This is a genomic window from Marinobacter sp. NFXS9, from assembly GCF_040148665.1.
Taxonomy (GTDB): domain Bacteria; phylum Pseudomonadota; class Gammaproteobacteria; order Pseudomonadales; family Oleiphilaceae; genus Marinobacter_A; species Marinobacter_A mangrovi.
In genome coordinates this window covers 340,615-367,494 of sequence record NZ_JAGDDW010000001.1, presented here as the reverse complement: position 1 = coordinate 367,494, position 26,880 = coordinate 340,615, and the positions used below count along the sequence as shown (strand labels likewise).

Below are 26,880 nucleotides of genomic sequence, written 5' to 3'. Positions count from 1 at the left end.
TACACAGAACGCCAGTCAGACACCCTCACGACGGGTTTCGCAGGGACCACGTTGATCGTGGTTCATACTATCCCATAAAAAGACCCGCCGCTTTTTCCAATGAAACGTATGGCGGGTCTTTATGCTCAACGGCTACCACTCAACACAAATCTTGCCGAAATGCTGGCCACTTTCCTGATAGCGGAACGCATCAGCCAGTTGCTCGAAGGGGAAGGTGCGGTCAATCACCGGTCGAATCCCGGTCTGGTTCAGGGCGGCGACATACGCCTGTTGCTGGCGGCGGTTGCCTACAATCAGGCCCTGTAGCCTTGCCTGTTTGGCCATCAGCGCCCCGGTGGGAATGTCGCCCTGACGGCCGGTCAGCACCCCGATCAGTGCGATGTGACCGCCCACGGCAACCGCATTGATCGACTGGGCCAAGGTCCCTGGGCCGCCCACCTCCACGACGTGGTCGACGCCTCGTCCGTCGGTAAGATCCTGAACCGCGCTGCCCCACTCCGGCGTGGTGCGATAGTTGATCAGGTGATCGGCACCCAATTCCTGAACCCGCTTGAGCTTGTCATCCGAGGACGACGTGGCAATGACGGTAGCTCCCATCGCCTTGGCAATCTGAATGGCCGCGATGGATACGCCGCCAGTACCCAGCGTGAGCACGGTATCCCCGGCCTTGATTCCACCATTCACGACAAGGGCTCGCCAGGCGGTCAGGCCGGCCGTGGTGATGGTGGCCGCTTCTGCATGACTCCAGCCTTCAGGTGCATGGGTGAAGGCCGTCGCCGCCCTAACCACCTGCGTGGCTGCAAAGCCATCGATACCGTCACCCGGCGTTCCCGCAAAGTTACCGACGGACGGAATGGGTGCGCCATCCAGCCATTGCGGGAAGAAACCGGAAACCACGTGATCTCCGATGGCGAACTCGGTGACGCCGTCACCCACCGCCTCGACCACGCCGGCACCGTCGGACATGAGTACCCGCTGGTCGTCTGACGGAATCATTCCAGCGGCCACCAGTAGATCGTGGAAGTTCAGGGAACTGGCCTTGATGGCGACGCGGATTTCTTCTGGACCGGGTTCGCCCGGATCCCGGGATTCGATGGCTTCGATTCGATCAAATCCGCCCGGGGCATTCAGTACCATGGCTTTCATTCCAGAGCCTCCTCTCCTGTCGGGTTAGGGCCGTTGGCCAACGTTTCCCCGCTCGCCGGGAACGTCGACTTGACCGTCATCGATCATGGTACGTCACCTGACGCCACACCGATTGCCGGATACTCCATCAGGTTTGCGGCTCCGTGTTTTCGGTCAATCGTTGCCAACCTGAATAAATAGCGATGCTTGTGAAAGAGCAGATGCCCACAAAAAAGCCCGGATGCGGAACATCCGGGCTTTCTCCTGCCGTGTCGATTTATTCGGACGCGGCGATCAGACTGGCGTTACCACCGGCTGCGGTGGTGTCTACACACAGGTGACGCTCAAGCACGAAGCGCTGATCCAGGTTCTGCTCGGTGATCAGTGGGATCAATACCCCATCGCGCTGGGCCAGTGCCAGGCGGTAGTCTCGCAGGACTGCCGTTTCTGCGACGCTGACGACGGCGTCAAAACCGTTGGCTTTGGTCAGCGCCTCCGCTTCCAGGATGCCATTCACTCCAACGATCGGCAGTTCGGCCTTGGCGGCTTCGGCCACCGTCTTCTCGACGTCCGGCGCCACAACCACGACCTGATTGCCTTGGGACAACGCCACGCCGGCCTGCTTCAAGGCGGATTCCGCGTCCGGCCCCAGGCACAGGATGACGCCGCGGGCGTAATCCGTCAGGCGGTTCAGCTCACCGGTCGGTCCCGGCAGATCCTCGGAATGACCATCCAGTGGCGCCGGCACGTCACCGAAGATCGGCTTGAGCAGGTCTTCGCGTCCTTTGGGCTTGGTGGCCTTCTGGCCTGCGGCCTGATCGATCAGCTTCTGCAGTCCTTTGGCGTCAATGCGCTTGGCGCTGTTGTCCAGCGGCTTCTCGATCTTCTCGTTCTTGAGGAAGCGACGTACGTAATGCGGACCGCCTGCCTTGGGGCCGGTGCCGGACAGACCTTCCCCACCGAACGGCTGGGAACCGACGATGGCACCGATCTGGTTGCGGTTGACGTAGGTGTTGCCCACCTTGATGCGGCTGGCAATACGCTCGACCCGGCGATCCACCCGGCTATGAATGCCGAACGTCAGGCCGTAGCCCTTGGCGTTGACCGCATCCACGACCTTGTCGATGTCCTTCGCCTGGAAAGTAGCGACGTGCAGGACCGGACCGAAGATTTCCTCTTCCATCTCCTCAATACCGCTGACCTTGATGACCGCCGGTGATACGAAACGGCCTTTCTCCGGCACGTTCATCGTCTTCAGCAGCTGGCCCTTCTTGTCGTACTTGGCGCAGTAGTCGGTGATCTTCTTGTGGGCGTTGTCATCAATAACCGGACCGACGTCCGTCGACAGCAGCCACGGATCGCCGATGCCCAGCTCTTCCATCGCGCCGTAAAGCATTTCCAACAGGTGATCGGCGATGTCCTCCTGCACATAGAGCATACGCAGCGCTGAACAACGCTGGCCGGCACTCTGGAAGGAGGACGCCAGCACGTCACGCACCACCTGTTCCGGCAGCGCCGTGGAATCGACAATCATGGCGTTCAGACCGCCGGTTTCGGCGATCAGGGTGGCGTCCGGCGCCATGTTCTCGGCCATCTTGCGGTTGATGTTCTGCGCGGTTGCCGTTGAGCCGGTGAAGCACACGCCGGCAATGCGGGCGTCAGAGGTAATCGCCCCGCCCACGGTGCTACCGGTGCCCGGCAGCAACTGCAGAGCGTCTTTCGGGATGCCGGCTTCGTGCATCAGTTGAACGGCGCGGTAGGCCAGCAGTGACGTGGACTCGGCCGGCTTGGCGATGACCGCGTTACCGGCGGCAATGGCGGCCATGATCTGACCGGTGAAGATCGCCAGCGGGAAGTTCCACGGGGAGATACAGACCATCGTCCCGCGGGCGTCGCCAGCATCCTTGTAGCGGATCGCTTCATTGGCATAGAACTGGCAGAAATCCACCGCCTCGCGAATCTCGGCGACCGCATCCAGCAGTGACTTACCCGCCTCCCGAGTGGTTAGCGCGAACAGCTCGTGGGCGTGTTCTTCGTACAAATCACCGACCTTGCGCACGCATGCAGCGCGCTCCTCGACCGGTTTGGCCGACCAGCTGTTGAAGCCATCCTGGGACGCGTTGATGGCCACTTCCACATCGGCGTCCGATGAATAGGTGATGTGGCCCACCAGATCTTCCGGATCCGCCGGATTGCGAACCACCTGGACTTCAGCGCCGACCGGCTCGCCGGCGGTAATCGGGCCGCCTTTCCAGCGATGGGTCTTGAATGCACCGCGGCCCTGCTCGATCTCCTCGATGGTGACCGGGTCGGTGATATCCCAGCCCTTGGAGTTGCGGCGCTGCTTGCCGAACAGATCGGCCGGCCGCACGATCGCCTTGCTGGAGATGTTTTCCCCCATGGACTCGACCGTATCGATCGGGTCCTTGGCGATTTCTTCCGGGGTGATCCGGGTGTCGACAATCTGGTTCACGAAGGAGCTGTTAGCGCCGTTTTCCAGAAGACGACGTACCAGATAGGCTAGCAAGTCCTGGTGGGCACCCACCGGTGCGTAAATACGGCAAGGCACGCCACTGTCCTTCAGCACCTGATCGTGAAGGGATTCACCCATACCGTGCAGACGCTGGAATTCGAAGCGATCTCGATCCACATCCTTGGCCAGTTCCAGAACCGCGGAAACAGAATGCGCGTTGTGGGTCGCAAACTGCGGATAGATGCGGTCGGTCATGCCCAGCAGCTGTTTGGTACACGCCAGGTAGGACACGTCACTGCAGGCTTTGCGGGTGAAGACCGGGAAGCCGCTCAGGCCCATGACCTGGGCGCGCTTGATCTCGGCATCCCAGTAGGCGCCTTTCACCAGACGGACCATGATGCGGCGGTCCAGCTTGGCGGACAACGCGTAGAGCCAGTCCAGCACGTGGGACGCCCGCTTGCCGAAAGCCTGTACGACCACACCGAAACCATCCCAGCCGGCCAGTTCCGGATCGGACAGGATCGCTTCGATCACGTCGAGCGACAGGTCCAGGCGATCCGCCTCTTCCGCATCGATGTTGAAGCCCATATTGGCTTTGGCCGCTTTTTTGGCCAGCTCCAGGGCGCGGGGCATCAACTCGTTCATGACGCGCTCTTTCTGGCCGTATTCGTAACGGGCCAGCAAGGCGGACAATTTGACGGAAATGCCGGGGTTGGTCCGCACATCGCCTTTGCAATTCTTGGCAATCGCGTCGATGGCGTCGGAATAGGCGTTGTAGTAGCGAACGGCGTCTGCATCGGTCCGCGCGGCTTCGCCCAGCATGTCGTAGGAGTAGGTGTAGCCACGGGCCATGTAGCTCTTGCCGTTGTCCTGGGCTTCTTCAATATCGCGACCCAGCACGAACTGGCGCCCCATCTCTTTCATGGCCTGGCCAGCCACCGTACGCACCACGGGCTCGCCCATGCGCTTGACCATTTTGCGCAGGGTTTCGCCCACGGTCTGGCGCTCGGAATCCTTCAGCAGGTTGCTGGTCATCAGCAGGGCCAGCGTGGTGGAGTTGATCAGGCCGGACGCGGCCTTGCCCACGTGAGCGCCCCAGTTCCCGGAGGTAATCTTGTCTTCGATCAGCGCATGGATGGTGGTGTTGTCCGGCACCCGCAGGAGCGCTTCCGCCAGGCACATCAGCGCAACGCCTTCCTTGGTGGTCAGACCGTATTCGGCAAGGAACTTCTCCATGATCGTGGGGCGCGCGTTGCTGCGAACATCACGCACCAGTTCGGCGGCGCGTGCAGTAATCGCCTCACGCTCGGCCTTGGACAGCTGGGCGTCAGCAATCAGCTCACGGATGACTTTATACTCGTCAGCCAGGTAGTACTGGCGGATCGCCTGGCGGCTCTCAATGAGCGATGGAGTCGTTGATTGCTGCGGTTTCATAGCTGTCACCTCGTCATTGTTCGTCTCTCGTTGCATTCTACCGAGAGAGACGGAGTCATTTTTCCTGTTAAAACCATTTGCATGCGACGGTTTATCTTTTTTCGACCTTTTACATCGCTGCATTTCCTGGACAAAAAGTTAAAAACAGGAAATGTGGCCTTTACCTGTATCAGAGCGTGCCATTGATCGTGTGTCAGGCCACTTCAGCGCCCAGTTCCCGCAGGACTCCGTGAGCAACAGAAAATACTGCACAATCAATGACATTCGTCGCCTGCATATCCGCCAGCATCTGTTGCCAGCGTTGTATCTGCGTTTGCTTCACGTCGTGCCAGACGGCAAGCAACTGTTGAGGCGTTCCCGCCTTGTCACTGGTATGGAAAACACTGGCGGTCAGGTTGCGGAGCTGATGATCCAGCTCATCCCGGTAATGACTGGTAGCAAGTGACTGCCAGTGCCCCTTGGCACGGAAGGCCCGCATCTGACGATCCAGCCACGTCAGTTTCAGACCCTCACCCAGTGAGAAGTAGACTTCAGCCACTGCAGACAACGGCTGATCGAACTGTCGCGCAACCTCGATGATGTCCAGCAGCCAATAGCGACTCTCTATCGAGGCGCAGTTGGCGGCCAGATTATCGGGTACGGACTCGTCTACATAATAAGCATAGCGCTCTTTCCAACGACTTTCCGGGATCACCGCCTGAAGCGCTTTGACCGAGGTCACCACCTCGGCGAGCGACGGCGAATAGCGCGCCTCGCAGGCGGCGGCGTCCAGCCCTTCGGGCCGATTGCGCAAAATCCAGGTGGTGCTGCGTGTCACCAGCCGGATCAGATCCCGGAACAGCTCCAGTTGCACGCTGGACGGAATCTGGCCATCCAGCGCTTCGATCGCGGCCCATTGGGCGTCTACCCCATAGATACGCATGGCAATGCGGTAGGCGATCACCACTTCGTCCATATCCGCTCGGGCGGTGTGCAGGATTCGGTCGATCCACGTGACGCCCATCCGGTTGATCAGGTCGTTGGCCAGCTGGGTGGCGGTAATATCCGCACGCAGCGGGTGATGGTGGATCGCGTCCGGGAAGGTCTCGCGCATTGAGGCGGGGAACGCACTGAACAAGGCATCCAGGAAGCGGTCGTCCAGAACCCGAGGCGACGCCTGCAGGGACTGTTCCAACTCGAGCTTGGCGTAGGAAATCAGGACGGCCAGTTCCGGTCGGCTCAGTCCACTGCCATGCTCGCGGCGCTCCTGCAGGGCCTCATCGTCCGGCAGAAACTCCAGTGCCCGGTCGAGCCGGCCATCGGATTCCAGGCGCCGTATCAGGCGTTCGCACTCGTCGAGGCCGGCCATACCGCCCGCATCGGCGATACTCAACGCCATCGCCTGACGGTAGTTGTTCTTGAGCACCAACTGAGCCACTTCCGGGGTCATCTCGCGCAACAGGCGGTTGCGCTGGTCCATGCTCAGCGCACCGTCGCGGACCTGCGCATTGAGCAGGATTTTCATGTTCACTTCGTGGTCGGAGCAGTCGACGCCGCCGGCATTATCGATAAAGTCCGTATTCGCCGCGCCGCCACGACGGGCAAAGTCGATACGCGCCCGCTGGGTAAAGCCCAGGTTACCGCCCTCGCCCAGCACCCGGCAACGCAGCTGATTGCTGTCCACCCGGACCGGGTCGTTGGTTTTGTCGCCGACGTCCTCATGGGATTCGCCCGGTGCCTTGACGTAGGTGCCGATGCCACCATTCCAGATCATGTCCACGGGGGCTTTCAGCAGCGCACTGATCAGGTCGTTCGGGGCCATGCGGCCCGCTTTAATGCCCAGCGCCTTGGCCATCGGCTTGGAGACGGGAATGGACTTGAGGGCGCGCGAGAACACACCACCGCCCTCGCTGATCTTCGCGGCGTCGTAGTCCGCCCAGCTCGAACCCGGCAGTTCGAACAGGCGCTGACGTTCCGTGAAGGAAGTAGCCGCGTCCGGATTCGGATCGACAAAGATATGCAAGTGATTGAAGGCGCCGACCAGTCGGATCTTGTCCGACAGCAGCATGCCATTGCCAAACACGTCGCCGCCCATGTCCCCGATGCCAACGACGGTAAACGGATCGGATTGGGTGTCGATGCCTTTCTCCAGGAAGTGCCGCTTCACCGATTCCCAGGCACCACGGGCCGTGATCCCCATTTTCTTGTGGTCATAGCCCTCGCTGCCACCGGAGGCAAAGGCGTCACCCAACCAGAAGCCATAGTCGCCCGCCAGACGGTTGGCGATGTCCGAGAAGGTGGCCGTTCCCTTGTCAGCCGCAACAACCAGGTAGGGATCGTCGTCATCGTGTCGCACGACCGCTTCCGGCGGGACGATGGTGCCGGCATCCAGGTTATCGGTCAGATCCAGCAGGCCACGGATGAAAGTCTGGTAACAGGCGATGCCCTCTTCCTGCAGCGCCGCCCGGGAGGAATCGGCCGGCGGCTGCTTGACGATAAAGCCGCCTTTGGCGCCCACCGGGACGATAACGGAGTTCTTCACCTGCTGGGCCTTCATCAACCCAAGAATTTCTGTGCGATAGTCTTCCGCGCGGTCCGACCAGCGCAGGCCGCCCCGGGCCACCGGTCCCGCCCGCAGATGCACCCCTTCCACCCGGGGCGAATAGACGAAGATCTCGAACCGTGGGCAGGGCTTGGGTACATCCGGGATCGTCTGAGGGTCGATCTTGAAGGACACGTACGGCTTGAACTGCCCGTCTTCCTGCTGGTAGAAATTGGTTCGGGAGATCGCCTTGATCAGCACGAAGAAGCGCCGCAGGATGCGATCGTCATCCAGGCTCTCAACGCCTTCCAGGGCGGCCAGGATCGCCTGCTCCACCTCCGCTTCCTGCTTTGCACGCTTTTTGGGTTTGGCAATGTCCGGCTGGAATCGTACCTGGAACAACCGGATCAGTTGGACGGTAATGTCCACGTGACGACACAGGGTCTCCGCCAGGAAATGCTGACTGAAACCAAAGCGCAACTGCTTGACGTAGCGTGCGAAGGCTCGCAGGACGGCCACTTCACGCCACCCCAGCCCCGCCACCAGGATCAGCCGGTTGAACGTGTCGTTCTCGGCGAAACCGTTCCAGATTTCCCGGAAGGCCTCCTGCAGAAGGCCCCGGATGGCGTCATCTCCGGCGCTCGCCGGCTCGCCCAGCACTTCCACGGTAAAGTCGCTGATACCAAACACCTTGCCGTCGCTACGCTCGATCACGTAGGGATGCTCGTCGAGCACGCGCATGCCCAGGTTTTCGAGCAGGGGCACCACGTCGGAAAGAATCACCGGCTTGCCGCTGCTGTAGAGCTTGAACGACAGGGTGTTGCCGTCCTGATCCCGGTCGGCGTGGAAGCGCATCGGCACATCGGCACTGACGGCAATGGACTGGAGCTCGGCCACATCGTTAACAGCGGCCGCGCTGGAGAAGCGGTTCCGATAGCCCGTCGGAAAGGCGTTGGCGTAGAGCGTACCGTTGAACTCGCCCATTTTCTTGCCAAAAGCGTCCAGAAGCCCTTTCCGGAATTCATCATCCCAGGAGCGCGTCTGCGCCATCATGCTGGAGACCATTTGCCGTAATCGGGCCCAGCTTTCCGCATCCTGGCGGTCGTCTTCCATGGCGGCGGCGAGTTGTTCAAGCAACGTGTTCGGGGATGGCGGTCGGCTGTCTGTCATCAGGCATCTCCGGAGAAAGCCGGTGAATATAAGGGGTGAAGCCAGGCGTCTGCGCGGCAGAGATCGCTGGGCTGCGAACGCCTCTCTGTGGACGCTCTCGCCTGACGCGCTTTTTACCGCGCAGACTCATAGCCCACAGTATAGGCAATCGCCCGAAGTCGCTTTACCCATTTAGTTTTATTGCGCAGCCGGTTTGTTTATATTTAGCACCCTCGCTAGCCATAAATCTTACCGGGACGAAACATCATGGGCGAACTGGACAGAATTGATCACTCCATCATGCGCGAATTGCAAAAGAACGCCCGGATCACCGTAACAGAGCTGGCTTCCCGGGTCGGTCTGTCCAAAACGCCCTGCCAGGTCCGCATGCGGCGCCTGGAAGAACAGGGCTACATCACAGGCTATACGGCGATGATCAACCAGACAAAACTGGGCCAGAGCCACATCGCCTTTGCGCAGGTCACCCTGAGTGACACCAGCAGCAAATCCCTGGCGGCATTCAATGAAGCCATTCGGCAAATGTCGGCGGTGGAGCAATGCCACATGATCGCCGGCAATTTTGACTATCTGTTGAAAGTCCGCACCCGGGACATGGCCGAATACCGCCACGTCCTGGGTGAACAGATCTCCGCCCTGCCCCATGTCTTGCAAACCAGCACCTTCGTGGTCATGGAAAACGTCAAGGACTGAACCGGGCGACCAGCGCCGATTCAAACACCCCTTCGAACGTATTCGCTGCACACTTCTCCATATAGATATCCTTGGAGCGGCTCAGTTCCAAACAACTGGGCCGTTCCCAAGTGGGTCCGTCCGACAGTTCCGTGCCCCACGGGAATCCCGACCCCGTACCTGCCTCCCGCCCTTGAGTTCCGCCTTAAAGCGACTCCTGCCGCTGCGAAATGACACCGCCTGACATTGACCGAAAAAAACGATTCTGTGGCCTGTTGCACCATCGTCAGCGGAATGAAACCGGCCTACGCTTGCAGGATCTAATAATAAAGATTGAGGAACGAGACGTATGGGCGACACTACGCCACATATCGTGATTGTCGGTGCGGGATTCGGCGGCCTGGGTATGGCCATCCAACTCAAGAAAGCCGGGATCGAGAACGTGACACTGCTGGAAAAAGCGGACAGCGTCGGCGGCACCTGGCGCGATAACACTTACCCCGGTGCTGCGTGTGATGTGCAATCTCACCTGTACTCCTTTTCTTTCGAACCCAAAAGCGACTGGACCCGCAAGTTCGGGCTGCAGCCGGAGATCCGGGCCTACCTCGAGCATTGCGCCAGCAAGTACGGCTTGCGGGAGCATATACGCTTTAACACCGAAGTCACCGGCGCACAGTTCGACAAGACATCCGGTACCTGGACTATCGAAACCGCCGGCGGCGAATCCATTTCCGCGCAGGTGCTGATTACCGCCTGCGGTCAGCTGAACCAACCGGCGACGCCGAACATTGAAGGCATCGATCGTTTTCAGGGAAAAGTCTTCCACTCGGCCCGCTGGGACCACGACCACGACCTCACTGGCAAGCGGGTCGCAGTGATCGGTACCGGCGCCAGCGCCATCCAGTTCGTGCCGCAAATTATCTCGAAGGTAACCTCCCTCAAACTGTTCCAGCGATCCGGTGCCTGGGTCCTGCCCAAACCGGACCGGCCGTTCACCGGACTCGAACAATGGCTCTTCGGCCACTTTCCACTGGTCGACCGCAGCTACCGCAACCTGATCTACTGGCGCAATGAGAGCCGGGCCCTCGGCTTTACCCGTTTTGGCTTTCTGCTGAACGCCTTCAAGTGGCTCGCAAAGCGCGAAGTGCGACGGCGGGTTCGGTCTCCGGAAAAGCGGAAGAATCTGATTCCGGATTACCCCATCGGCTGCAAACGGATCCTGATCTCCAACGACTGGTATCCGGCCATTGACCAGGATCACCTTGAGCTGATTACTGATCCCATCGATCGCGTTGAACCCGATGCCGTCATCACGAAAGACGGCACCCGGCACCCGGTCGACACCCTGATTTTCGGAACGGGCTTCAAGGCCACGGACTTCCTCACGCCCATGGCCATCACCGGTCTGGACGGGTTGGACCTGAACGACGCCTGGCGGGACGGCGCCGAAGCCTACAAGGGCATCAGCGTGGCCGGTTTCCCCAACCTGTTCATGCTGTATGGCCCCAACACGAACCTGGCGCACAGTTCCATCGTGTTCATGCTGGAGTCCCAGATTCATTATGTGATGCAGTGCGTGAACAGGCTCAACGATCCCGGCCTACACTTCATGGACGTCAAAGCCCAGCGTCAGCAAACCTATAATGAGGGTGTCCAGAGAGCGCTGACCCACAGTGTCTGGGAGGCCGGGTGCAACTCCTGGTACAAGACGGCCTCCGGCAAGAACACCGTCAACTGGCCCGGTTTCACCTTCAGCTATCGCCTGATGACACGCAAGCTGGACCTGCAGGATTACGAGCTGTACTCCAGACCCGCACACGGTGAGCCACTGACAGAACAGTGAGAGAGACATGAATAATAACTACGACTATGACTTCATCATCATTGGGTCCGGATTCGGTGGCAGCGTCAGCGCCTGCCGCCTGAGCGAGAAAGGCTATCGCGTGCTGGTGGTTGAACAGGGGCGGCGCTGGACGCCGGAAAACCTCCCCAAGACCAACTGGAAGTTCTGGGATTATCTGTGGCGCCCGGTGGCCGGTCTCAAGGGCTTCCTGAGCCTTCGTCTGTTCCGCCACGTCATGATTCTTCATGGCAATGCGGTGGGCGGTGGTTCCATCACCTACGCCCAGACCCTGCTGGTACCGCCGGATTCGGTCTGGCGCGAGGGCAATTGGGCGGGCCTGGATAACTGGGAAGAGGTCATGCCGGAGCACTACGCCAGGGCTAAACAGATGCTGGGCGTCACCCGTAACCGGCGCCCGGCGCTGGCAGACGAAAAACTCAGGGACATGGCCCGGGTCGCCGGCGTGGAAGACAGCTTCTACTACACCGACGTGGGCGTGTTTTTCGGGGATGACAACGATGCCCAGGGTACCGAATATCCGGATCCCTACTTCGACGGCGAAGGCCCCGCCCGCAACTCCTGCATTGCCTGTGGCGGCTGCATGGTGGGCTGTCCCTACAACGCCAAGAACACGCTGGACAAGAACTATCTCTACCTGGCTGAGCGCCGTGGCGCTGAAGTCCGCGCCGAAACGCAGGTGGTGGACGTCAAACCCCTGGGCAGCACGGACGGCGCGGACGGGTACGAAGTGATCACGGTGCCCACGTTCGCCCGTGGCCACAAACCGGAAACCCGCATCACCGCACAACAGGTCATCGTCTCCGGGTCGTCGCTGGGCACCCAGGAACTGCTGTTCAAGCTAAAAGACAAAGGCTCCCTGCCGAATATCTCCGACGATCTGGGCAACCGGGTCCGCACCAACTCCGAATCAATCCTGGGCGTGCGCTACCCTGGCACTCACGAGGATCTGTCCAAAGGCATCGCCATCGGGTCCGGCATCTACATCGACCAACATACTCACATCGAGGCGGTCCGCTACCCGGACGGTTCCAACCTGTTGAGCAGTTTGCTGACGGTGCTGACCGGCGGTCGCCCCGGACCGGTGCGCATCCTGTACTGGCTCGGTGCCGTGCTGCGCCTACTGATCAAGCGTCCGATAGCCGGTTTCCGCAGTCTGTTGCCCTGGCGCTTCTCGCGGGAGACAGTCATCTTCCTGGTGATGCAGACCATCGAGGGGCATATCAACATGCGTTGGCAGCGACCCTGGTACTGGCCCTTCTCCAAGACGCTGACCAGCCACGGGGATCGCATCCCGACCTTTATCCCCGAAGCCAACGCCTTTACCCGGAAGGCGGCCGAAGCCACCGGCGGCGTGGGCCTGAGTTCGTTCTCCGAGATCAGCTTCAACGTCCCCATGACAGCCCACTGCATGGGCGGTTGTGCCATGGCCGACAGCCCGAACCGCGGTGTGATCGACGCGCAGAATCGGGTGTTCAACTACAAGAACCTGTACGTGGTGGACGGCTCGATGCTTTCAGCCAACCTGGGGGTCAATCCCAGCCTGACCATTACCGCGCTGGCGGAACGGGCCATGAGCTTTATTCCGCCCAAGAACGCTATTGCCGTTGAAAGTGAAGCAACCGAGGAAGCGCCCGCAGGCCTGAAATAACCCTCGCCAAACAGACGGGAACGTCCCTGCTCAGGGACGTTCCAGCAGTTCCATGAATAGATCCCGCGCCCGATTGGCCCGGCCGTGGGACCGGGTAATGGCCGTGACCTCCAGCGCATAGTGTTTGGTGTCCGGCACCAGCGCCTGCAGCTCCCCATCCGCCACCTGTCGCTCGACGTAGCTGTCCGGCATAAACCCGATGTAGGCGCCGGAGAGAATCATGGCGAGACGCGCCTCGTAGAAATACGAAATCGCTGCCTTGTTCATGTCCGCCAACTGCGCCCCCACTTCGGGGCTGGTATGAATACCCGCGTGAACCACCTTGCTGCCCAACACCCGGTCCAGCAGGTCACGAGACGGAGCCGCATCGAATAGCGGGTGGGTACGACTGCAGTACAAGTGGCATTGATCCACGTAAAGCGTCTGGTAATCCAGTCCAGACAGCTGCCGATGCAGCGGAATAAATCCGATGTCCGCCTCGTCGTTGAGAATCATGCGTTCGATGTCGTTGAGGGCTTTGACGTCCAGCAAGACGTTCACACCCGGCGCGGTCTCGGAAAACCGCGCTATGGTTTCCGGCAGGCGAGACTGGGGGTCCATGCAAATGGCGTCGCTGGCGATGACTCGCAGCTCGCCCGTCAACGAGACGTGCAGCGCGTTGACGCCGGAGCGGAAGCTTTCCAGGGCCGAGAACAGCCCCTTCATCAACTCGTAGACTTCGATCCCCTCCTCGGTCAGCGAAAAGCCGCCCCGCCCTCGGCGGCACAACTTGAGATCGAGTCGCTCTTCCAGATTGGCGATGTGGATGCTGATGGTCGACCGCCCAATGCTCAGCTCGCTCTCGGCCGCCGCGAAGCCACCACACTCGACAACCGCCTCGAACACCTTGAGCAGCCGGATCTCGTAATCCCCGACCTGGCCCAGCTTGACCTTCAGATCCTTCTTCATTGTTTGACTGCTCTCAACCTATAGATCGAAACATACTCATTTATCACACATACACGCCGGATTACCATCTCCCCATTGCCATATATCCGTGAGCTCAGGCAGCTCGCCAACCCGATGGGACACTGTTATGACGCTGAAACTGGATCATCAGGACCTGTTCCGCCAGCAGGCCTACATCAACGGCCAGTGGGTTAACGCGACCAAAAACCACACGTTTCCGGTCTTCAACCCCAGCACGGGCGACAAGATCGCCGACGTGCCGGACCTCGGCGCTGAGGAAACCGCGAGCGCCATTGATGCCGCCGATGCCGCCCTCAAGCCCTGGCAGGCTCTGACCGCCAAACAGCGTGCCGCCCACCTGCGCCGCTGGTTCGATCTGATCATGGCCCACCAGGACGACCTCGCCCGGATCATGACTACCGAACAGGGCAAGCCGTTTGCCGAAGCCCGCGGCGAAGTCGCCTACGGAGCGTCGTTCGTGGAGTGGTTCGCCGAGGAAGCGAAGCGCATCTACGGCGATGTGATTCCAGCCCATGGCGATGACAAGCGACTGGTCACTATCAAGCAGCCGATCGGTATCGTCGCGGCCATCACGCCCTGGAACTTCCCCATTGCGATGATCACCCGCAAAGTGGCGCCGGCCCTGGCCGCCGGCTGCACGGTGGTCATCAAACCGGGCGAGGACACGCCATTGAGTGCCCTGGCCCTGGCCGAACTGAGTCACCAGGCCGGTATCCCCGCCGGCGTCATCAATATCGTGCCCACGCTGCAGGCGCCGGAAGTCGGCCGCGTGCTGTGCGAGGACAGCCGTGTTCGCAAGCTGTCGTTCACCGGCTCGACCCCGGTGGGCAAGCTGTTGATGCGCCAGTGCGCGGATACGGTCAAAAAGGTGTCGCTGGAGCTGGGTGGCAACGCGCCCTTCATCGTCTTTGACGATGCCGATGCGGACGCCGCCGTCGCTGGGCTTATCGCTTCCAAATTCCGCAATGCCGGCCAAACCTGCGTCTGCACCAACCGTATCCTGGTGCAGGACGGCATTCACGATGTGTTCGTTGAAAAGCTCAACGCGGCGGTACGCGAGTTGAAAGTCGGTGACGGCTTTGGTGACGGCATCACCATAGGCCCGCTGATTAACGATAAGGCGGTCGCCAAGGTCCGGGGCCTGGTGGACGACGCCCTTTCCGCAGGCGCGACGATCACCCAGCAGGATCCCAACACCCCGGACAACCCGAATTTCTACCCGCCGACCGTGGTGACCGGCGTCACCCCGTCCATGCGGATTGCGCAGGAAGAGATCTTCGGCCCGGTGGCCACGGTATTCCGCTTCACCGATGAGGACGAAGCGGTGGCACTCGCCAACGACACGCCGTTCGGACTGGCCGCCTACTTCTACAGCCGCGACATCGGCCGGGTCTGGCGCGTGGCCGAGGCCCTGGAATACGGCATGGTCGGCATCAACGAAGGGCTGATCTCCACCGAGTTGGCGCCGTTCGGCGGCATCAAGGAATCCGGCATCGGGCGCGAAGGTTCGCGCTACGGCATCGATGATTTTGTAGAAATCAAATACCTGTGTATGGGCGGCATCCGCTAAGCCCGGTTATTGAAGGAGACACACGCTATGTCCAACCAATCCCTGCACGATCGCCGCGCCCGGGCCATGGCCCAGGGCCAGGGAGCCCTGCATCCGGTCTATGTCGACAAGGCACTGAACGCGGAAATCTGGGATGTCGAAGGCAATCGATTCATCGACTTCGGCGCCGGTATCGCCGTGAACAACACCGGCCATAACCACCCGAAGATCCGGGCCGCGGTTCAGGCCCAGGTGGAGCGCTTCAGCCACACCTGTCTGATGGTGACGCCCTACGAGTCGGCGGTGGATCTGTCCGAGAAGCTGAACGCGGCGGCGCCGGGCGACACGCCCAAGAAGAGCATCTTCGTAACCACCGGCGCCGAGGCGGTGGAGAACTGCGTGAAGATCGCCCGCTCCTACACCGGGCGGCCCGGCGTGATCGCGTTCAATGGCGGCTTCCACGGTCGGACCAACATGACCATGGGACTGACCGGCAAGGTGAAGCCCTACAAGGCGGGCTTCGGACCGTTCCCGAGTGAGATTTTCCACGCGCCCTACCCGAACGCCTACCACGGCATCTCGATGGCCGATTCACTGGCGGCGCTGGACGACCTGTTCACCTGCGATATCGAGCCGAACCGCGTTGCGGCGATCATTATCGAGCCGGTCCAGGGCGAAGGCGGTTTCTACGCCGCTCCAACGGCCTTCATGCAGGCGCTGCGCACCCTGTGTGACCAGCACGGCATCCTGCTGATCGCCGACGAGATCCAGACCGGCTTCGCCCGCACCGGCCGAATGTTTGCGACGGAATACGCCGGCATCGAACCGGACCTCATGACCATGGCCAAAGGCATTGCCGGCGGCTTCCCGATTGCTGCCGTGGTCGGCAAGGCGGAGATCATGGATCAGCCGGGCCCGGGCGCGTTGGGTGGCACCTACGGCGGCTCCCCCATCGGCTGTGCCGCCGGCCTGGCAGTACTGGACGTGATTCAGGAAGAAAACCTGATCGAGCGCGCGGTCGCCATTGGCGAACGCATGACCGATCGTCTGAAGCAGCTGCAGAGCCGTTTCCCGCAGCGCATTGGCGAGGTCCGCAACCTGGGCGCGATGATTGCGATGGAGCTGGTCGTGGATGGCGATGCCAGCAAGCCCGACGCCGAATTGACCAAGGCCCTGATCGGCGAAGCCCGCCAGCATGGATTGATCCTGCTGTCCTGCGGCATTCGCGGCAACGTCATTCGTTTCCTGCCAGCACTGACCATCAGTGACGATCTGATTGACGAAGGTATGGATCGCCTGGATGAGGCATTCGCGGCCCTGAGTTAATCCTTCCGCCGGCGCTTCGGCGCCGGCTTTTTTATCCCCGCCAGCAAGACGCCAACGCCGAAAAACAGTCGGCACACCCCCTGTTCATTCTCTGCTCAACTCCCTGGCAGCCCTTGCGCGCACCGCTTTTGCGCATGATCGACACCCCTTATTCCACGCTGCTTCAGCCCTGCATTACTTGCTCTCCAAAAATATACCCAGGGGGGTATATCACGGGATTGTCACTTCTCCGTAACGTTGTATCCAAGCCAACACTGAACCGGCGAGCCGTCAGAACAGCCGGTCAAGATTCAACGATGTTTTCGGGAGCAACACCGTGCTTACAACGTCACATACCAACTCCTATTACGCGGCGTCCGCGAACGACAAGACCGTTCGTCCGACCCTGCAGGGTCACATCAAGGCGGACATCTGCGTCATTGGCGCCGGCTTCACCGGCATGTCCACCGCCCTGCACATGGCCGAGAAAGGCTACAAGGTAGTGGTCCTGGAAGGCAGCCGTATCGGGTTCGGCGCTTCCGGGCGCAACGGCGGGCAGATCGTCAACAGCTATAGCCGCGACATCGACTTCATCGAGCGCCATTACGGTGAAAAGGTCGGTGCCGAGATGGGCAGGATGGCCTTTGAAGGCGGGCGCATCCTGCGCCGCTTCGTGAAGGACTACAACATCCAGTGCGACCTGAAAGAAGGCGGTATTTTCGCGTCCTGCAACAGCAAGCAGTTCGATGAACTGGTCGAGAAGAAAAAGCTGTGGGAAGCCCACGGTCACGAACAACTCGAACTGCTGGACCAGAAAGCCATCCGCGAGCACATCGGCTCCGATCGTTACACCGGCGGCCTGATCGACCATAGCGGAGGGCATTTCCATCCGCTGAACCTGGTACTGGGCGAAGCGGCAGCCGTCGAATCCCTGGGCGGCACCATCTACGAAAACTCCCCGGCCCTGCGGATTCGTGAAGGCGACAAGCCGGTGGTGCACACCGAGGAAGGCTGCGTGGAAGCCGATTACGTGCTGGTGGCCGGCAATGCCTACCTCAAGGGTCTGCTCCCGGAGCTGGAATCCAAGGCGATTCCCTGCGGCACCCAGATCATTACTACAGAGCAGCTACCTGAAGACGTCCAGAAGCGCCTGCTCCCGAAAGACAACTGCGTCGAGGACTGCAACTACCTCCTCGACTACTTCCGCCTGTCCGGCGATGGCCGGCTGATCTACGGCGGCGGCGTCACCTACGGCGCTCGTGAGCCGGGCAAGGTCGAATCCCTGATCGTTCCGAAGATGCTCAAGACGTTCCCGGAGCTGAAGAATGTGAACGTGGATTACGCCTGGACCGGCAATTTCCTGTTGACGCTCATGCGCCTGCCCCAGTTCGGCCGCATCGGCAGCAATGTCTATTACGCGCAAGGCTACAGCGGCCATGGCATCACCTGTACCCACCTGGCGGGCAAGGTGATCAGTGACGCGATCCAGGGCCAGGCGGAACGGTTCGATATTTTCGCCGGCCTGCCCCAGTACAAGTTCCCCGGCGGTCGGGCGATGCGAATCCCGCTGACCGCCATGGGCGCCTGGTTCTACAACCTGCGAGACCAGCTCGGCTTTTGATTTCTCCTGCTGATGAGGCCCCGCTGATGAACGCCTGAAGCGTCTCTGCGCACTCAGGACTCAGTCAGAGGCTCCATAACAACAACCGTGGCGCAAAGGCGCTGACCCGGTGAAATCGAATTGCCATAAACCCCGCGGTGACGGCTCTCATCGCGGCTCCATAAAAAAGCAAGAGACGGGTAATATAATGACTGATGACACGATGCGTACCCAAAGCGGGATCACACCGGGGGATGACGGCTTGACGGACAGCCCCGGTCAGAAAACGTTCTATTCCATAGTCGGCTACGGCGCCATCCTGGCCGCCTTCGCTTATATGTCCACCTGGCATGTCGAAGGCGATTCATACGGTGTTTTGAGTTTGCTGCCGTCCCTGTTGATTGTTCTCGTCGCCGTCAAAACCAAACGCCCCCTGGAATCCATCTTCGCCGGTATCATCGCGGGCTCCCTCCTGATCGACCCCACCAACCTGTTCAGTAGTCTGGGCGAATTGTCCATGAACGTGGTCCAGAACGAGACCATCGCCTGGATCGTACTGGTCTGCGGCATGATGGGCGGGCTGATCAACATGCTGGAGCGCGGCGGCAGCGTCCTGAGTTTCGGCGACATGCTGGCCAAACGCATCAAGACCAAGCGCGGCACCATGCTGACCACATCGTTCCTGGGCCTCGCGGTGTTTATCGACGACTACCTGAATTCCCTGGCGGTGTCCGCGTCCATGAAGACGCTGACGGACCGCTTCAAGATTTCCCGTGAGAAACTGGCGTTCCTGGTGGATTCCACCGCCGCACCGGTCTGCATCCTGGTTCCGATTTCCACCTGGGCGGTTTACTTTGGTGCGCTACTGGAGGAGAACGGCGCCGCCGCTGACGGCCAGGGCATGGCGCTCTATATCGAATCGATTCCCTACATGGCCTACGGCTGGGCCGCGTTGATCGTCGTTTTCCTGGTCGCCATGGGCATCCTCAAGGACTTCGGCCCGATGAAGAAGGCCGAGGAACGCGCCAGTAAAGGCCAACCGGTTCCCGATGGCGTTGAAGATCTGGGTTTTGATACCAGCAACGTCCGTCGCACTTCTACGACTGTTGGCCTGATGAATTTCCTGCTGCCGATGGCCGTGCTGATCATTGCCAGCGTCTATTACGACATCGATTTGCTGCTGGGTGCCCTGGTGGCGTCCATCTTCACCATGGTGCTGTACTTCTGGCAGCGCCTGATGACCTTCGGCGAACTGACCGATTCCATGCTGGACGGTTTCAAGGTCATGCTGCATCCGATCGCCGTCGTATGCGCCGGGTTCATGGTCAAGGCCATCAACGATGAGCTGGGCATGACCACCTACATCATCGACACCATCACGCCGTACCTGTCACCGGAACTGCTGCCGGCGCTGGTGTTCGCCACCATGGCAGCCGTGGTGTTCTCCACCGGGTCCAGCTGGGGTGTGTTTGTGGTGTCCCTGCCGATCGTCATCCCGATGGCTCACGCCATGGACATGTCCATGCCGCTGACCGTGGGTGCCCTGCTGTCGGCGTCTGCGTTCGGCAGCCACGCCTGCTTCTTCAGCGACTCCACGGTGTTGTCATCCACCGGTTCGGGTTGCACGCCAATGCAGCACGGTCTGACACAGATCCCGTACGCCATGATTGGCGCGAGCCTGGCGTTCGTGTCCTTCCTGATCATGGGTTACGCGATCGCCTGAATTATCGCGATTTAATAGCCGGGCCTGGCGTATGCGCCTCGTCCGGCTTTTTTGTGTCTGGGGTGGTGGATTTCGGGCATTGCCTGACAATGAGTCTGTGATCTGGACTGGGAGTCTGAAACCAATGGACGCCATCGCTTCCGTCGCCTAAGAGGGCCTTCCGTGGCCGCTTATGCGACGAGGACATCCTGTCCTCTGCTCCAGCGATGGCCTCCATTGGTTTCGATCGGGCCTTGTGCAGAACGCCTGGAAGATACTGCTTGCTTGGATAGTGAGCCGAAATAATGGGCGCCTGGTGGCACCTCAGAAGCTAAAGCATCTGCTACATGCTCGAGTTGACTGGCAAATGTAGCCGACGCTTTAGCTTCGGAGGGCCCGGCAGGGCCCCGGGATATTGACACCCAAGCTGATTCAATTCGGGAATGCCGCGGAATGCAGCAGGCAAAAAAAGACCGGCTCAGAAGGCCGGTCGAAGTGGAGACAAGCGATGAATTCAAAACGGATTCAACACTTGGCGCTCTGCTGAAGGAAAGACGCCATCCAATGGGCCACCTGCAGCGAGTCGGTGTGGGCGGACTCGTCATTCAGCCCCACCAGCGCCTCATCAGCCGCAGCCGGCGGAATCGGGCCATCCCGACGTGACAACAGCAACTGGGTTTCAAACTCGACGTTGAATTCCGGATGTGCCTGCAGGGTCAGAATGCGGTTGTCGTACTGCAGCGCCGCAAACGGGCAGAAGGAGGAATAGGCGATCACCTCGGCCTGCTTGGGCTTGCTGAGCACCTGGTCCTGATGCACGGCGCTCAAGGTGAATTGCCCGCCAAGACCGTCCAGCTCCGGCACGTCTTTTTCGAGCTGATAGGTGTGCAGGCCAACGCCCCAGCCTTCAGGATACTGGCTCACGTCGGCGCCAAAGGCTTCCGCCACGATCTGATGACCGAAGCAAATGCCGACTATCGGACGACCGGTCTGGTAGATATCGAGGATCAGCTCTTTCAGGCGACTCATCCACGGTGTTTTTTCGTAGACGTTGGATTTGGAGCCGGTAATGATCCAGGCATCGTGCGCATCGGCGGCGCCCGGGAAAATGTCGTCCCGGACATCGTAGGTGGTGAAGGTAAAATCGTAGCCGGCCTGACCGAACAGTTTTACGAACATGTCGGCGTAGGAGCCGTGCTTTTCAAGCAGGTCGTCCGGTGTGATGCCTGTGGCGAGAATGCCGATTTTCAGACTCATCGGGTACTCCTGGCGTGCGGATCAGGCGCACGCGCTGTCTGGATAAAAAATTCAGAGCAGGCCCAGGTAGGCCTCGTACTCCACATCGGAAATGCGTTCGTTCAAGCGACGACGCTCCTGGCGCTTGGCTTCCGCGTAAACGCGGACAAACTCTTCACCCAGGTATTCGCGCAGGATCTCGCTCTGGTCGAAGCGGTTGGTCGCGTCCTGCCATTCGCACGGCAATGGGTATTCCGGGTTCTCTTCGGCGTAGGCGTCGCCTTCGACCGGTGCGTTGGGCTCGAGCTTATTGTCCATGCCGTAGAGTGCGCCTGCCAGCACGGAGGCCAGCACCAGATACGGGTTGGCATCGGCACCCGACACGCGGTGTTCGATTCGCCGCGCGACGTTGGGGCTTTCCGGCACCCGCAGGGCAACCGTGCGGTTTTCATAACCCCAGCTGGCGTGGGTTGGTGCATAGGCGCCGGGCATGAAGCGGCGATAGGAATTCAGGTGTGGCGCAAATACCAGCATGCTTTCAGGCATCAGTTGCATAAGGCCGGCGACAGCGTGGCGCAACAGTTCGCTGCCCTCGTCCGTGCCGTTGTCGAAGACGTTGTTGCCGTCCTGGTCGAGCAGGCTGAAATGCACGTGGAACCCGTTGCCGCTTTCCTCGGCATAGGGCTTCGCCATGAAGGTGGCGGAATAGCCATGGCGACGGGACACACCGCGCACCAGGCGCTTGAACAGGATCGCCTGATCGCCGGCGTTCAACGGATCGGCCACGTGGTTGAGGTTTACCTCGAACTGGCCGGGGCCCATTTCAGCAATGATGGTGTCCGCGCCAATGCCCTGTGCCTGGCAGGCTGCCCGGACGTCGGCGAAGAACGCCTCGAACCCGTCCATCTCTTCAACGGCGTAGCCTTCAGTGTTCGACAGGCGCCGGCCTTTCCCGTCCGCCAGCGCCGGCGGAATCGGGCGCTGGGTGCTTTCGGATTCAGCATCCATGAGATAGAACTCAAGCTCGGTAGCCATGACCGGTGTCAGGCCCTTTTCGGCAAAGCGGTCCACCATGCGTTTGAGTACCTGGCGTGGATCGGCTTCAAACGGTGAGCCGTCCGGGTTGAACATCATGGCCAGCATCTGGTCCCGGGGTGCTTCCGACCAGGGTACGGGTATCGGATCTTCCGTGACGGGCATGCAGACACCATCGCTGTCGCCGGTTTCAAAAACCAGCCCGTTTTCCAGCACGTCGGCCCCCCAGAAGTCGAAGCCAACCACGGAACGAGGTAGTTTGAGCCCTTCCTTCCGCGCCTTTTTCAGGCCGCTGGCCGGCATGCGTTTTCCGCGTAGATTGCCGTTCAGGTCCGTAATAAACAGGTCCAGGTCACGGTGCTTGTCCTGATTCTTGTTAATGGTCATACGCATCACTCTTGAACGCTTTTTCGAAAGTCAGACAGTCAAGATATCCCATCGCCAACGGCGTGTATCTATCACCCGGGGGGTATCTGAAGCCGCTCATGCCACCGTTTTACTCACTCGGACACCTATACCCTTAGGGGTATATCCCCCCAATCACGACATTCCCTATGGTTAACCTGGACCCTGACCCCGCCGCGTCCGAAATAACGCGGCGAGTACTCTCATCCTTCTGGAGGCTGTCATGCCGTACACAACAACAAGCCCTACATCCGGAAACGCGGTGCGCGAATTGGACGCCCGCCACCACCTGCACCCCTTCACCGACACCCAGGCCCTGAACCGAAAAGGAGCCCGGGTCATTACCCGCGCCGAGGGCGTCTACGTCTGGGATTCGGAAGGTAACCAGCTGATCGACGGCATGGCGGGCCTGTGGTGCGTGAATATTGGGTATGGCCGCCAGGAGCTGATCGATGCCGCGTCCAGCCAGATGCAAGTGCTGCCCTACTACAACACCTTCTTCCAGAGCACCCACGAGCCGGTCACCCAACTGGCCCAGACCATCGCCGAAATCACGCCAGGCGACCTGAACAGGGTGTTCTTCGCCAACTCCGGTTCGGAAGCCATCGACACGGTGATCCGGATGGTGCGCCACTACTGGACCCTCAAGGGCAAGCCCTATCGCATGCTGCTGATTGCCCGTGAAAACGCCTATCACGGCAGCACCCTGGCCGGTGCCAGCCTGGGCGGCATGGGACACATGCACCGTCAGTGCGCGCCGATGCTGCCGGGGATCCACCGTATTGGTCAGCCCTACTGGTACGGCGAGGCCGACGGTCTGTCAGAGGATGAATTCGGTCTGAAACGCGCCCGGGAGCTGGAAGAGAAAATACTGGAAGTGGGCCCGGACAACGTCGCCGCCTTCATCGGCGAGCCGATCCAGGGCGCCGGCGGCGTGATCGTGCCGCCCCGGACCTACTGGCCCGAGATTCAGCGGATCTGCCGCAAGTACGACGTGCTGCTGGTGGCGGACGAAGTGATCTGTGGTTTCGGGCGCACGGGGCAGTGGTTCGGTTGCCAGACCTATGATTTCCAACCGGACATCATGTCCATGGCCAAGGGCCTGTCCTCCGGCTACCTGCCGATTTCCGCTGTCGCCGTGGGCGACCGGATTGCGGATGTTCTGACCGAACACGGCGGCGACTTCAATCATGGATTCACCTATTCCGGCCATCCGGCCGCGGCGGCCGTGGCCCTGGAAAATATCCGGTTGCTTCGGGAAGAAGGCGTGATCGAATCCGTCGCATCAGACACCGGCCCCTATCTGCAGGCGAAGTTGCGGGAAGTGGTTGGCGAACATCCGATCTGCGGACACATTGAAGGTACCGGCCTGATCGCGGGTCTTGCCCTCGTCAAAGACCGCAAGAATCGTACGGTCTTTGACGAGGATGTGGGCACTATATGCCGGGATGAGTGCACCAAAGCCGGTCTGATCGCCCGAGCCTGCGGCAATCGGATTGTGCTCTCTCCGCCGCTGGTAATCCGTCGCGAGGAAATTGACGAGATGGTGGATCGTTTGCGTATTGCGCTGGACAGGACTTATGAGCAGGTCAGCAACCTGTCCGCGGCATGATCGTTGCGGTGGACCGGGCTGGCGCCGGTCCACCAACTGGCTTAGCCTTATAGAATCCTCGAAGAAGCCCGTGCTGTAGTGAGCCATCCATGGGCATCGCTTTCAACGGGTGACATTCCGTGGTGCGCTGAAAGAATAAAAAGGATGGTGATGAGAGATCGCGTTAATCAGATACAGGCCAATGAGAGCTGGCAGAAGAACCTGGCGGTCCTCATCGAGCACCAGCGACTACGCAGCTTTCCCTCGATGCTGGAGGCCTTCCTCTCGACCCTGTGTTTCTTCGACACCATCCTGCTGCTGACCTACAAGAAATCCCTGCGACCTATTCTGGTCCACCCTTCCGATCCCGAAGAGCAAAGCGACACACTGCGCCAGTACATCAACCACGCCTATGTGCTCGACCCGCTCTTCCACGCGATCAAGAACGGTGCGGCACCCGGCATCGTGCGGCTGGCCGAGATCATGCCGGATTCCTTCAAGAGTACGGAATATTACCAGACTTGCTACCAGAACTTCGGCCTGGTGGACGAGATCAATCTGCTGATTCGCCTGGATGACAAGGTGACCTGTGCGATCACACTGGGGCGAAGAGCGTCCCTGGAAAGCATTTCCCGCACCGAATTAAACGCCCTGCAGGAATTCTACCCGGTGATCAGCGCGCTGGTGCGGCAATTCTGGCAGGCACAGTCCGGGGAGTTCCTGCAATACGGGCGCTCGGACGGGCCCATGAAGCGGGCCCTGCGCACCTTCGCCAGCGGCGTCCTGACCCAGCGCGAGCGGGAAATTACCGACCTGATCCTGCGGGGCTTTTCATCCCAGGCGATTGCCGACCAGTTGACCATCAGCGTCGGCACAGTGAAGGTGCACCGCAAGAACATCCACGCGCGGCTGAACACCTCCACCCAGGCGGAAATCTTCACCCAGTTCATTAACCACCTGAGCCACCTGGAAGAAAACGCCTAGTGTCCAGATTGTCCGCCGCCGGCCGACCGCTACCGGGCGACCGGATCAGAGACTGATCCAGACGGTTTTGATGTCCGTGTACTTCTCCAAGGCATGCAGGGATTTGTCCCGGCCGAAGCCCGACGCCTTCATCCCGCCGAACGGCATGGTGCTGTCACCACCACCCCAACCGTTGACCCAGACCATACCGCTCTGAATCTTCCGGCTGACGCGGTGCGCCCGGGACAGGTTGCCGGTCCAGACGGACGCACCCAGACCGTAGCGGTTGTCGTTGGCCAGATGGATCGCTTCCGCCTCATCGCTGAACTCGCCCACGGCCAGCACCGGTCCGAAAATTTCTTCCTGCACAAACTGCATGCCGTTATGGGCATCACCGATGATGGTGGGCTGAACGAAATAGCCCTGCCCCGGCACCGCCTCGGGGACGCCACCGGTCAACACCCGGCCACCTTCGTCGATGGCCGACTGAACGTAGCGGGCGACGGTCTCCAGTTGGGTCTTATCGACCAGTGCCCCCATGCGGGTTTCCGGGTTGAGCGGATCCTGGGGCTGGTAGGCCTTGGCGGCTTCCAGCAGCGCTTCAGTGAAGCGCTCGCGGATGGACGACTGAACGTAAAGCCGGGAGCAGGCGATGCAGACTTCGCCCTGGTTGGAGAAGATCGCGGCCGCTGCGGTGCCGGCGGCCTTCTCGATGTCTTCGCAGTCCTCAAACACCAACATCGGCGACTTGCCGCCCGCCTCGATCCAGACCCGCTTGAGGTTCGACTGACCGGCGTACTCCATCAGCAGCCCGCCGACCCGGCTGGAGCCGGTGAAAGCGAGCACGTTAACATCGTTATGCAGAGCCAGCGCCTTGCCGGCCGTGTGTCCAAACCCGGGCAGCACATTGAAGACGCCATCGGGAATACCCGCTTCTTTGGCCAGTTCCGCCAGGCGCAGCACGCTCAGGGCGCTCTTCTCGGACGGTTTGAGAATGACCGAATTGCCCGCCGCCAGAGCTGGCGCAATCTTCCACATGGCCATCATAAGCGGGTAATTCCAGGGGGTGATGGCGGCGACCACACCAGCCGGTTCGTGGCTGATCAGACCCAGCGTGTTGCTGCCGGTGGGTGAAATCTCGCCGTACAACTTGTCGATGGACTCAGCGGTCCAGCGCAGGCAGTCGATGGAATCCGGCACATCAATGGCCACCATCTCGCTGATCGGCTTGCCCATATCCAGGCTGTCCAGAACCGCCAGTTCATCGCCATGTTGCTCGACCAGATCTGCGAAGCGCAACAGCGCCCGCTTGCGATCGCCCGGCGACAACTCCGACCACACGCCAGAGACGAACGCCTTGCGGGCCGCATCGACGGCCAGGTCCACGTCGGCCGTATCACAGCTGGCAATGTCCGCCAGCTTGGTTTCCGTTGCCGGATTGATCGCCGGGAAGGTCTCGCCGGACACGGCGCTCTGGAATCGACCATCGATAAAGGCCTGTCCGTGCAGGGTCACCGACTCGCTCAGGGCTTTCCATTCCGCGCTGGTTTTCATGGTCTTCTCCCGACATTGATTGACTTTGCATCAAGCCTAACCGGCCGGGACATTTCGGCTCCATATC

General features: G+C 60.5%; 16 protein-coding genes. 9 read left to right on the top strand and 7 right to left on the bottom strand.

Annotated elements, in window-relative coordinates:
- Window positions 1-132: 132 nt before the first annotated feature.
- The 3 genes from J3364_RS01625 to J3364_RS01615 form a co-directional block, all read right to left on the bottom strand.
- Window positions 133-1,146 carry a zinc-dependent alcohol dehydrogenase family protein gene (locus tag J3364_RS01625; protein ID WP_349556141.1) on the bottom strand — a complete coding sequence of 338 codons (1,014 nt, stop codon included), beginning with the start codon at window positions 1,144-1,146 and terminating at the stop codon, window positions 133-135.
- Window positions 1,147-1,402: 256 nt separating this feature from the next.
- Complete coding sequence (gene putA / locus J3364_RS01620) at window positions 1,403-5,032, bottom strand: bifunctional proline dehydrogenase/L-glutamate gamma-semialdehyde dehydrogenase PutA (RefSeq protein ID WP_349556139.1); 3,630 nt, start codon at window positions 5,030-5,032, stop codon at window positions 1,403-1,405.
- 193 nt (window positions 5,033-5,225) lie between these two features.
- The gene (locus J3364_RS01615; RefSeq protein WP_349556137.1) at window positions 5,226-8,723 is read right to left on the bottom strand and encodes an NAD-glutamate dehydrogenase; all 3,498 of its coding nucleotides are present in this window, start codon (window positions 8,721-8,723) and stop codon (window positions 5,226-5,228) included.
- Between the two features lie 246 nt (window positions 8,724-8,969).
- Between J3364_RS01615 and J3364_RS01610 the strand changes: the two genes are divergently transcribed.
- The 3 genes from J3364_RS01610 (at window position 8,970) to choxAB (ending at window position 12,904) form a co-directional block, all read left to right on the top strand.
- On the top strand, window positions 8,970-9,413 hold the full coding sequence (locus J3364_RS01610) for an Lrp/AsnC ligand binding domain-containing protein (RefSeq protein ID WP_123636554.1): 444 nt from the start codon (window positions 8,970-8,972) through the stop codon (window positions 9,411-9,413).
- 328 nt (window positions 9,414-9,741) lie between these two features.
- Entirely contained in the window at window positions 9,742-11,235 is a 1,494-nt protein-coding gene (locus tag J3364_RS01605; RefSeq protein ID WP_349556134.1) for a flavin-containing monooxygenase, read from the top strand.
- 7 nt (window positions 11,236-11,242) lie between these two features.
- A complete protein-coding gene (gene choxAB / locus J3364_RS01600; RefSeq protein WP_349556132.1) occupies window positions 11,243-12,904 on the top strand; it encodes a cholesterol oxidase in 1,662 nt (553 codons plus the stop codon).
- A gap of 30 nt (window positions 12,905-12,934) precedes the next feature.
- Here the strand turns inward: choxAB and J3364_RS01595 are convergent, their stop codons facing one another.
- Window positions 12,935-13,852, bottom strand: coding sequence for a LysR family transcriptional regulator (locus tag J3364_RS01595; protein ID WP_349556131.1), 918 nt, complete (start codon window positions 13,850-13,852; stop codon window positions 12,935-12,937).
- Between the two features lie 133 nt (window positions 13,853-13,985).
- Here J3364_RS01595 and J3364_RS01590 point away from each other — a divergent pair, with 133 nt between their 5' ends.
- From J3364_RS01590 to J3364_RS01575, 4 genes are all read left to right on the top strand, one after another.
- A complete protein-coding gene (locus J3364_RS01590) occupies window positions 13,986-15,443 on the top strand; it encodes an NAD-dependent succinate-semialdehyde dehydrogenase (protein WP_502882469.1) in 1,458 nt (485 codons plus the stop codon).
- A 27-nt stretch (window positions 15,444-15,470) separates the two neighbouring features.
- Entirely contained in the window at window positions 15,471-16,748 is a 1,278-nt protein-coding gene (gene gabT / locus J3364_RS01585) for a 4-aminobutyrate--2-oxoglutarate transaminase (RefSeq protein WP_349556129.1), read from the top strand.
- Between the two features lie 316 nt (window positions 16,749-17,064).
- Window positions 17,065-18,348, top strand: a complete 1,284-nt coding sequence (locus J3364_RS01580) for an NAD(P)/FAD-dependent oxidoreductase (RefSeq protein ID WP_349556127.1) — start codon at window positions 17,065-17,067, stop codon at window positions 18,346-18,348.
- A 187-nt stretch (window positions 18,349-18,535) separates the two neighbouring features.
- On the top strand, window positions 18,536-20,050 hold the full coding sequence (locus J3364_RS01575) for a Na+/H+ antiporter NhaC family protein (RefSeq protein WP_349556126.1): 1,515 nt from the start codon (window positions 18,536-18,538) through the stop codon (window positions 20,048-20,050).
- A gap of 504 nt (window positions 20,051-20,554) precedes the next feature.
- On the opposite strand, the gene J3364_RS01570 is transcribed toward J3364_RS01575, so the two are convergent.
- Both J3364_RS01570 and J3364_RS01565 read right to left on the bottom strand, forming a co-directional pair.
- Window positions 20,555-21,286: a glutamine amidotransferase-related protein gene (locus J3364_RS01570; RefSeq protein WP_349556124.1), complete on the bottom strand. Its 732-nt coding sequence runs from the start codon at window positions 21,284-21,286 to the stop codon at window positions 20,555-20,557.
- Between the two features lie 51 nt (window positions 21,287-21,337).
- Complete coding sequence (locus J3364_RS01565) at window positions 21,338-22,687, bottom strand: glutamine synthetase family protein (protein ID WP_349556123.1); 1,350 nt, start codon at window positions 22,685-22,687, stop codon at window positions 21,338-21,340.
- A gap of 241 nt (window positions 22,688-22,928) precedes the next feature.
- Between J3364_RS01565 and J3364_RS01560 the strand changes: the two genes are divergently transcribed.
- Together J3364_RS01560 and J3364_RS01555 are read left to right on the top strand one after the other, a co-directional pair.
- Window positions 22,929-24,317 (top strand): aspartate aminotransferase family protein, encoded by a 1,389-nt coding sequence (locus J3364_RS01560; protein WP_349556122.1) that lies wholly within the window; start codon window positions 22,929-22,931, stop codon window positions 24,315-24,317.
- A 150-nt stretch (window positions 24,318-24,467) separates the two neighbouring features.
- Window positions 24,468-25,280, top strand: coding sequence for a response regulator transcription factor (locus J3364_RS01555; RefSeq protein ID WP_349556120.1), 813 nt, complete (start codon window positions 24,468-24,470; stop codon window positions 25,278-25,280).
- A 45-nt stretch (window positions 25,281-25,325) separates the two neighbouring features.
- Here J3364_RS01555 and J3364_RS01550 read toward each other — a convergent pair whose 3' ends face one another.
- The gene (locus J3364_RS01550) at window positions 25,326-26,813 is read right to left on the bottom strand and encodes an aldehyde dehydrogenase (protein ID WP_349556118.1); all 1,488 of its coding nucleotides are present in this window, start codon (window positions 26,811-26,813) and stop codon (window positions 25,326-25,328) included.
- Window positions 26,814-26,880 lie beyond the last annotated feature (67 nt).

What these genes read in the sequence shown, in the direction of transcription:
- J3364_RS01595 (WP_349556131.1), bottom strand. Translation starts at nt 13,852, where the DNA reads ATGAAGAAGGATCTGAAGGTCAAGCTGGGCCAGGTCGGGGATTACGAG.
- choxAB (WP_349556132.1), top strand. Translation starts at nt 11,243, where the DNA reads ATGAATAATAACTACGACTATGACTTCATCATCATTGGGTCCGGATTC.
- J3364_RS01570 (WP_349556124.1), bottom strand. Translation starts at nt 21,286, where the DNA reads ATGAGTCTGAAAATCGGCATTCTCGCCACAGGCATCACACCGGACGAC.
- J3364_RS01575 (WP_349556126.1), top strand. Translation starts at nt 18,536, where the DNA reads ATGACTGATGACACGATGCGTACCCAAAGCGGGATCACACCGGGGGAT.
- J3364_RS01550 (WP_349556118.1), bottom strand. Translation starts at nt 26,813, where the DNA reads ATGAAAACCAGCGCGGAATGGAAAGCCCTGAGCGAGTCGGTGACCCTG.
- gabT (WP_349556129.1), top strand. Translation starts at nt 15,471, where the DNA reads ATGTCCAACCAATCCCTGCACGATCGCCGCGCCCGGGCCATGGCCCAG.
- J3364_RS01555 (WP_349556120.1), top strand. Translation starts at nt 24,468, where the DNA reads ATGAGAGATCGCGTTAATCAGATACAGGCCAATGAGAGCTGGCAGAAG.
- J3364_RS01605 (WP_349556134.1), top strand. Translation starts at nt 9,742, where the DNA reads ATGGGCGACACTACGCCACATATCGTGATTGTCGGTGCGGGATTCGGC.
- J3364_RS01565 (WP_349556123.1), bottom strand. Translation starts at nt 22,687, where the DNA reads ATGACCATTAACAAGAATCAGGACAAGCACCGTGACCTGGACCTGTTT.
- J3364_RS01560 (WP_349556122.1), top strand. Translation starts at nt 22,929, where the DNA reads ATGCCGTACACAACAACAAGCCCTACATCCGGAAACGCGGTGCGCGAA.
- J3364_RS01610 (WP_123636554.1), top strand. Translation starts at nt 8,970, where the DNA reads ATGGGCGAACTGGACAGAATTGATCACTCCATCATGCGCGAATTGCAA.
- putA (WP_349556139.1), bottom strand. Translation starts at nt 5,032, where the DNA reads ATGAAACCGCAGCAATCAACGACTCCATCGCTCATTGAGAGCCGCCAG.
- J3364_RS01615 (WP_349556137.1), bottom strand. Translation starts at nt 8,723, where the DNA reads ATGACAGACAGCCGACCGCCATCCCCGAACACGTTGCTTGAACAACTC.
- J3364_RS01625 (WP_349556141.1), bottom strand. Translation starts at nt 1,146, where the DNA reads ATGAAAGCCATGGTACTGAATGCCCCGGGCGGATTTGATCGAATCGAA.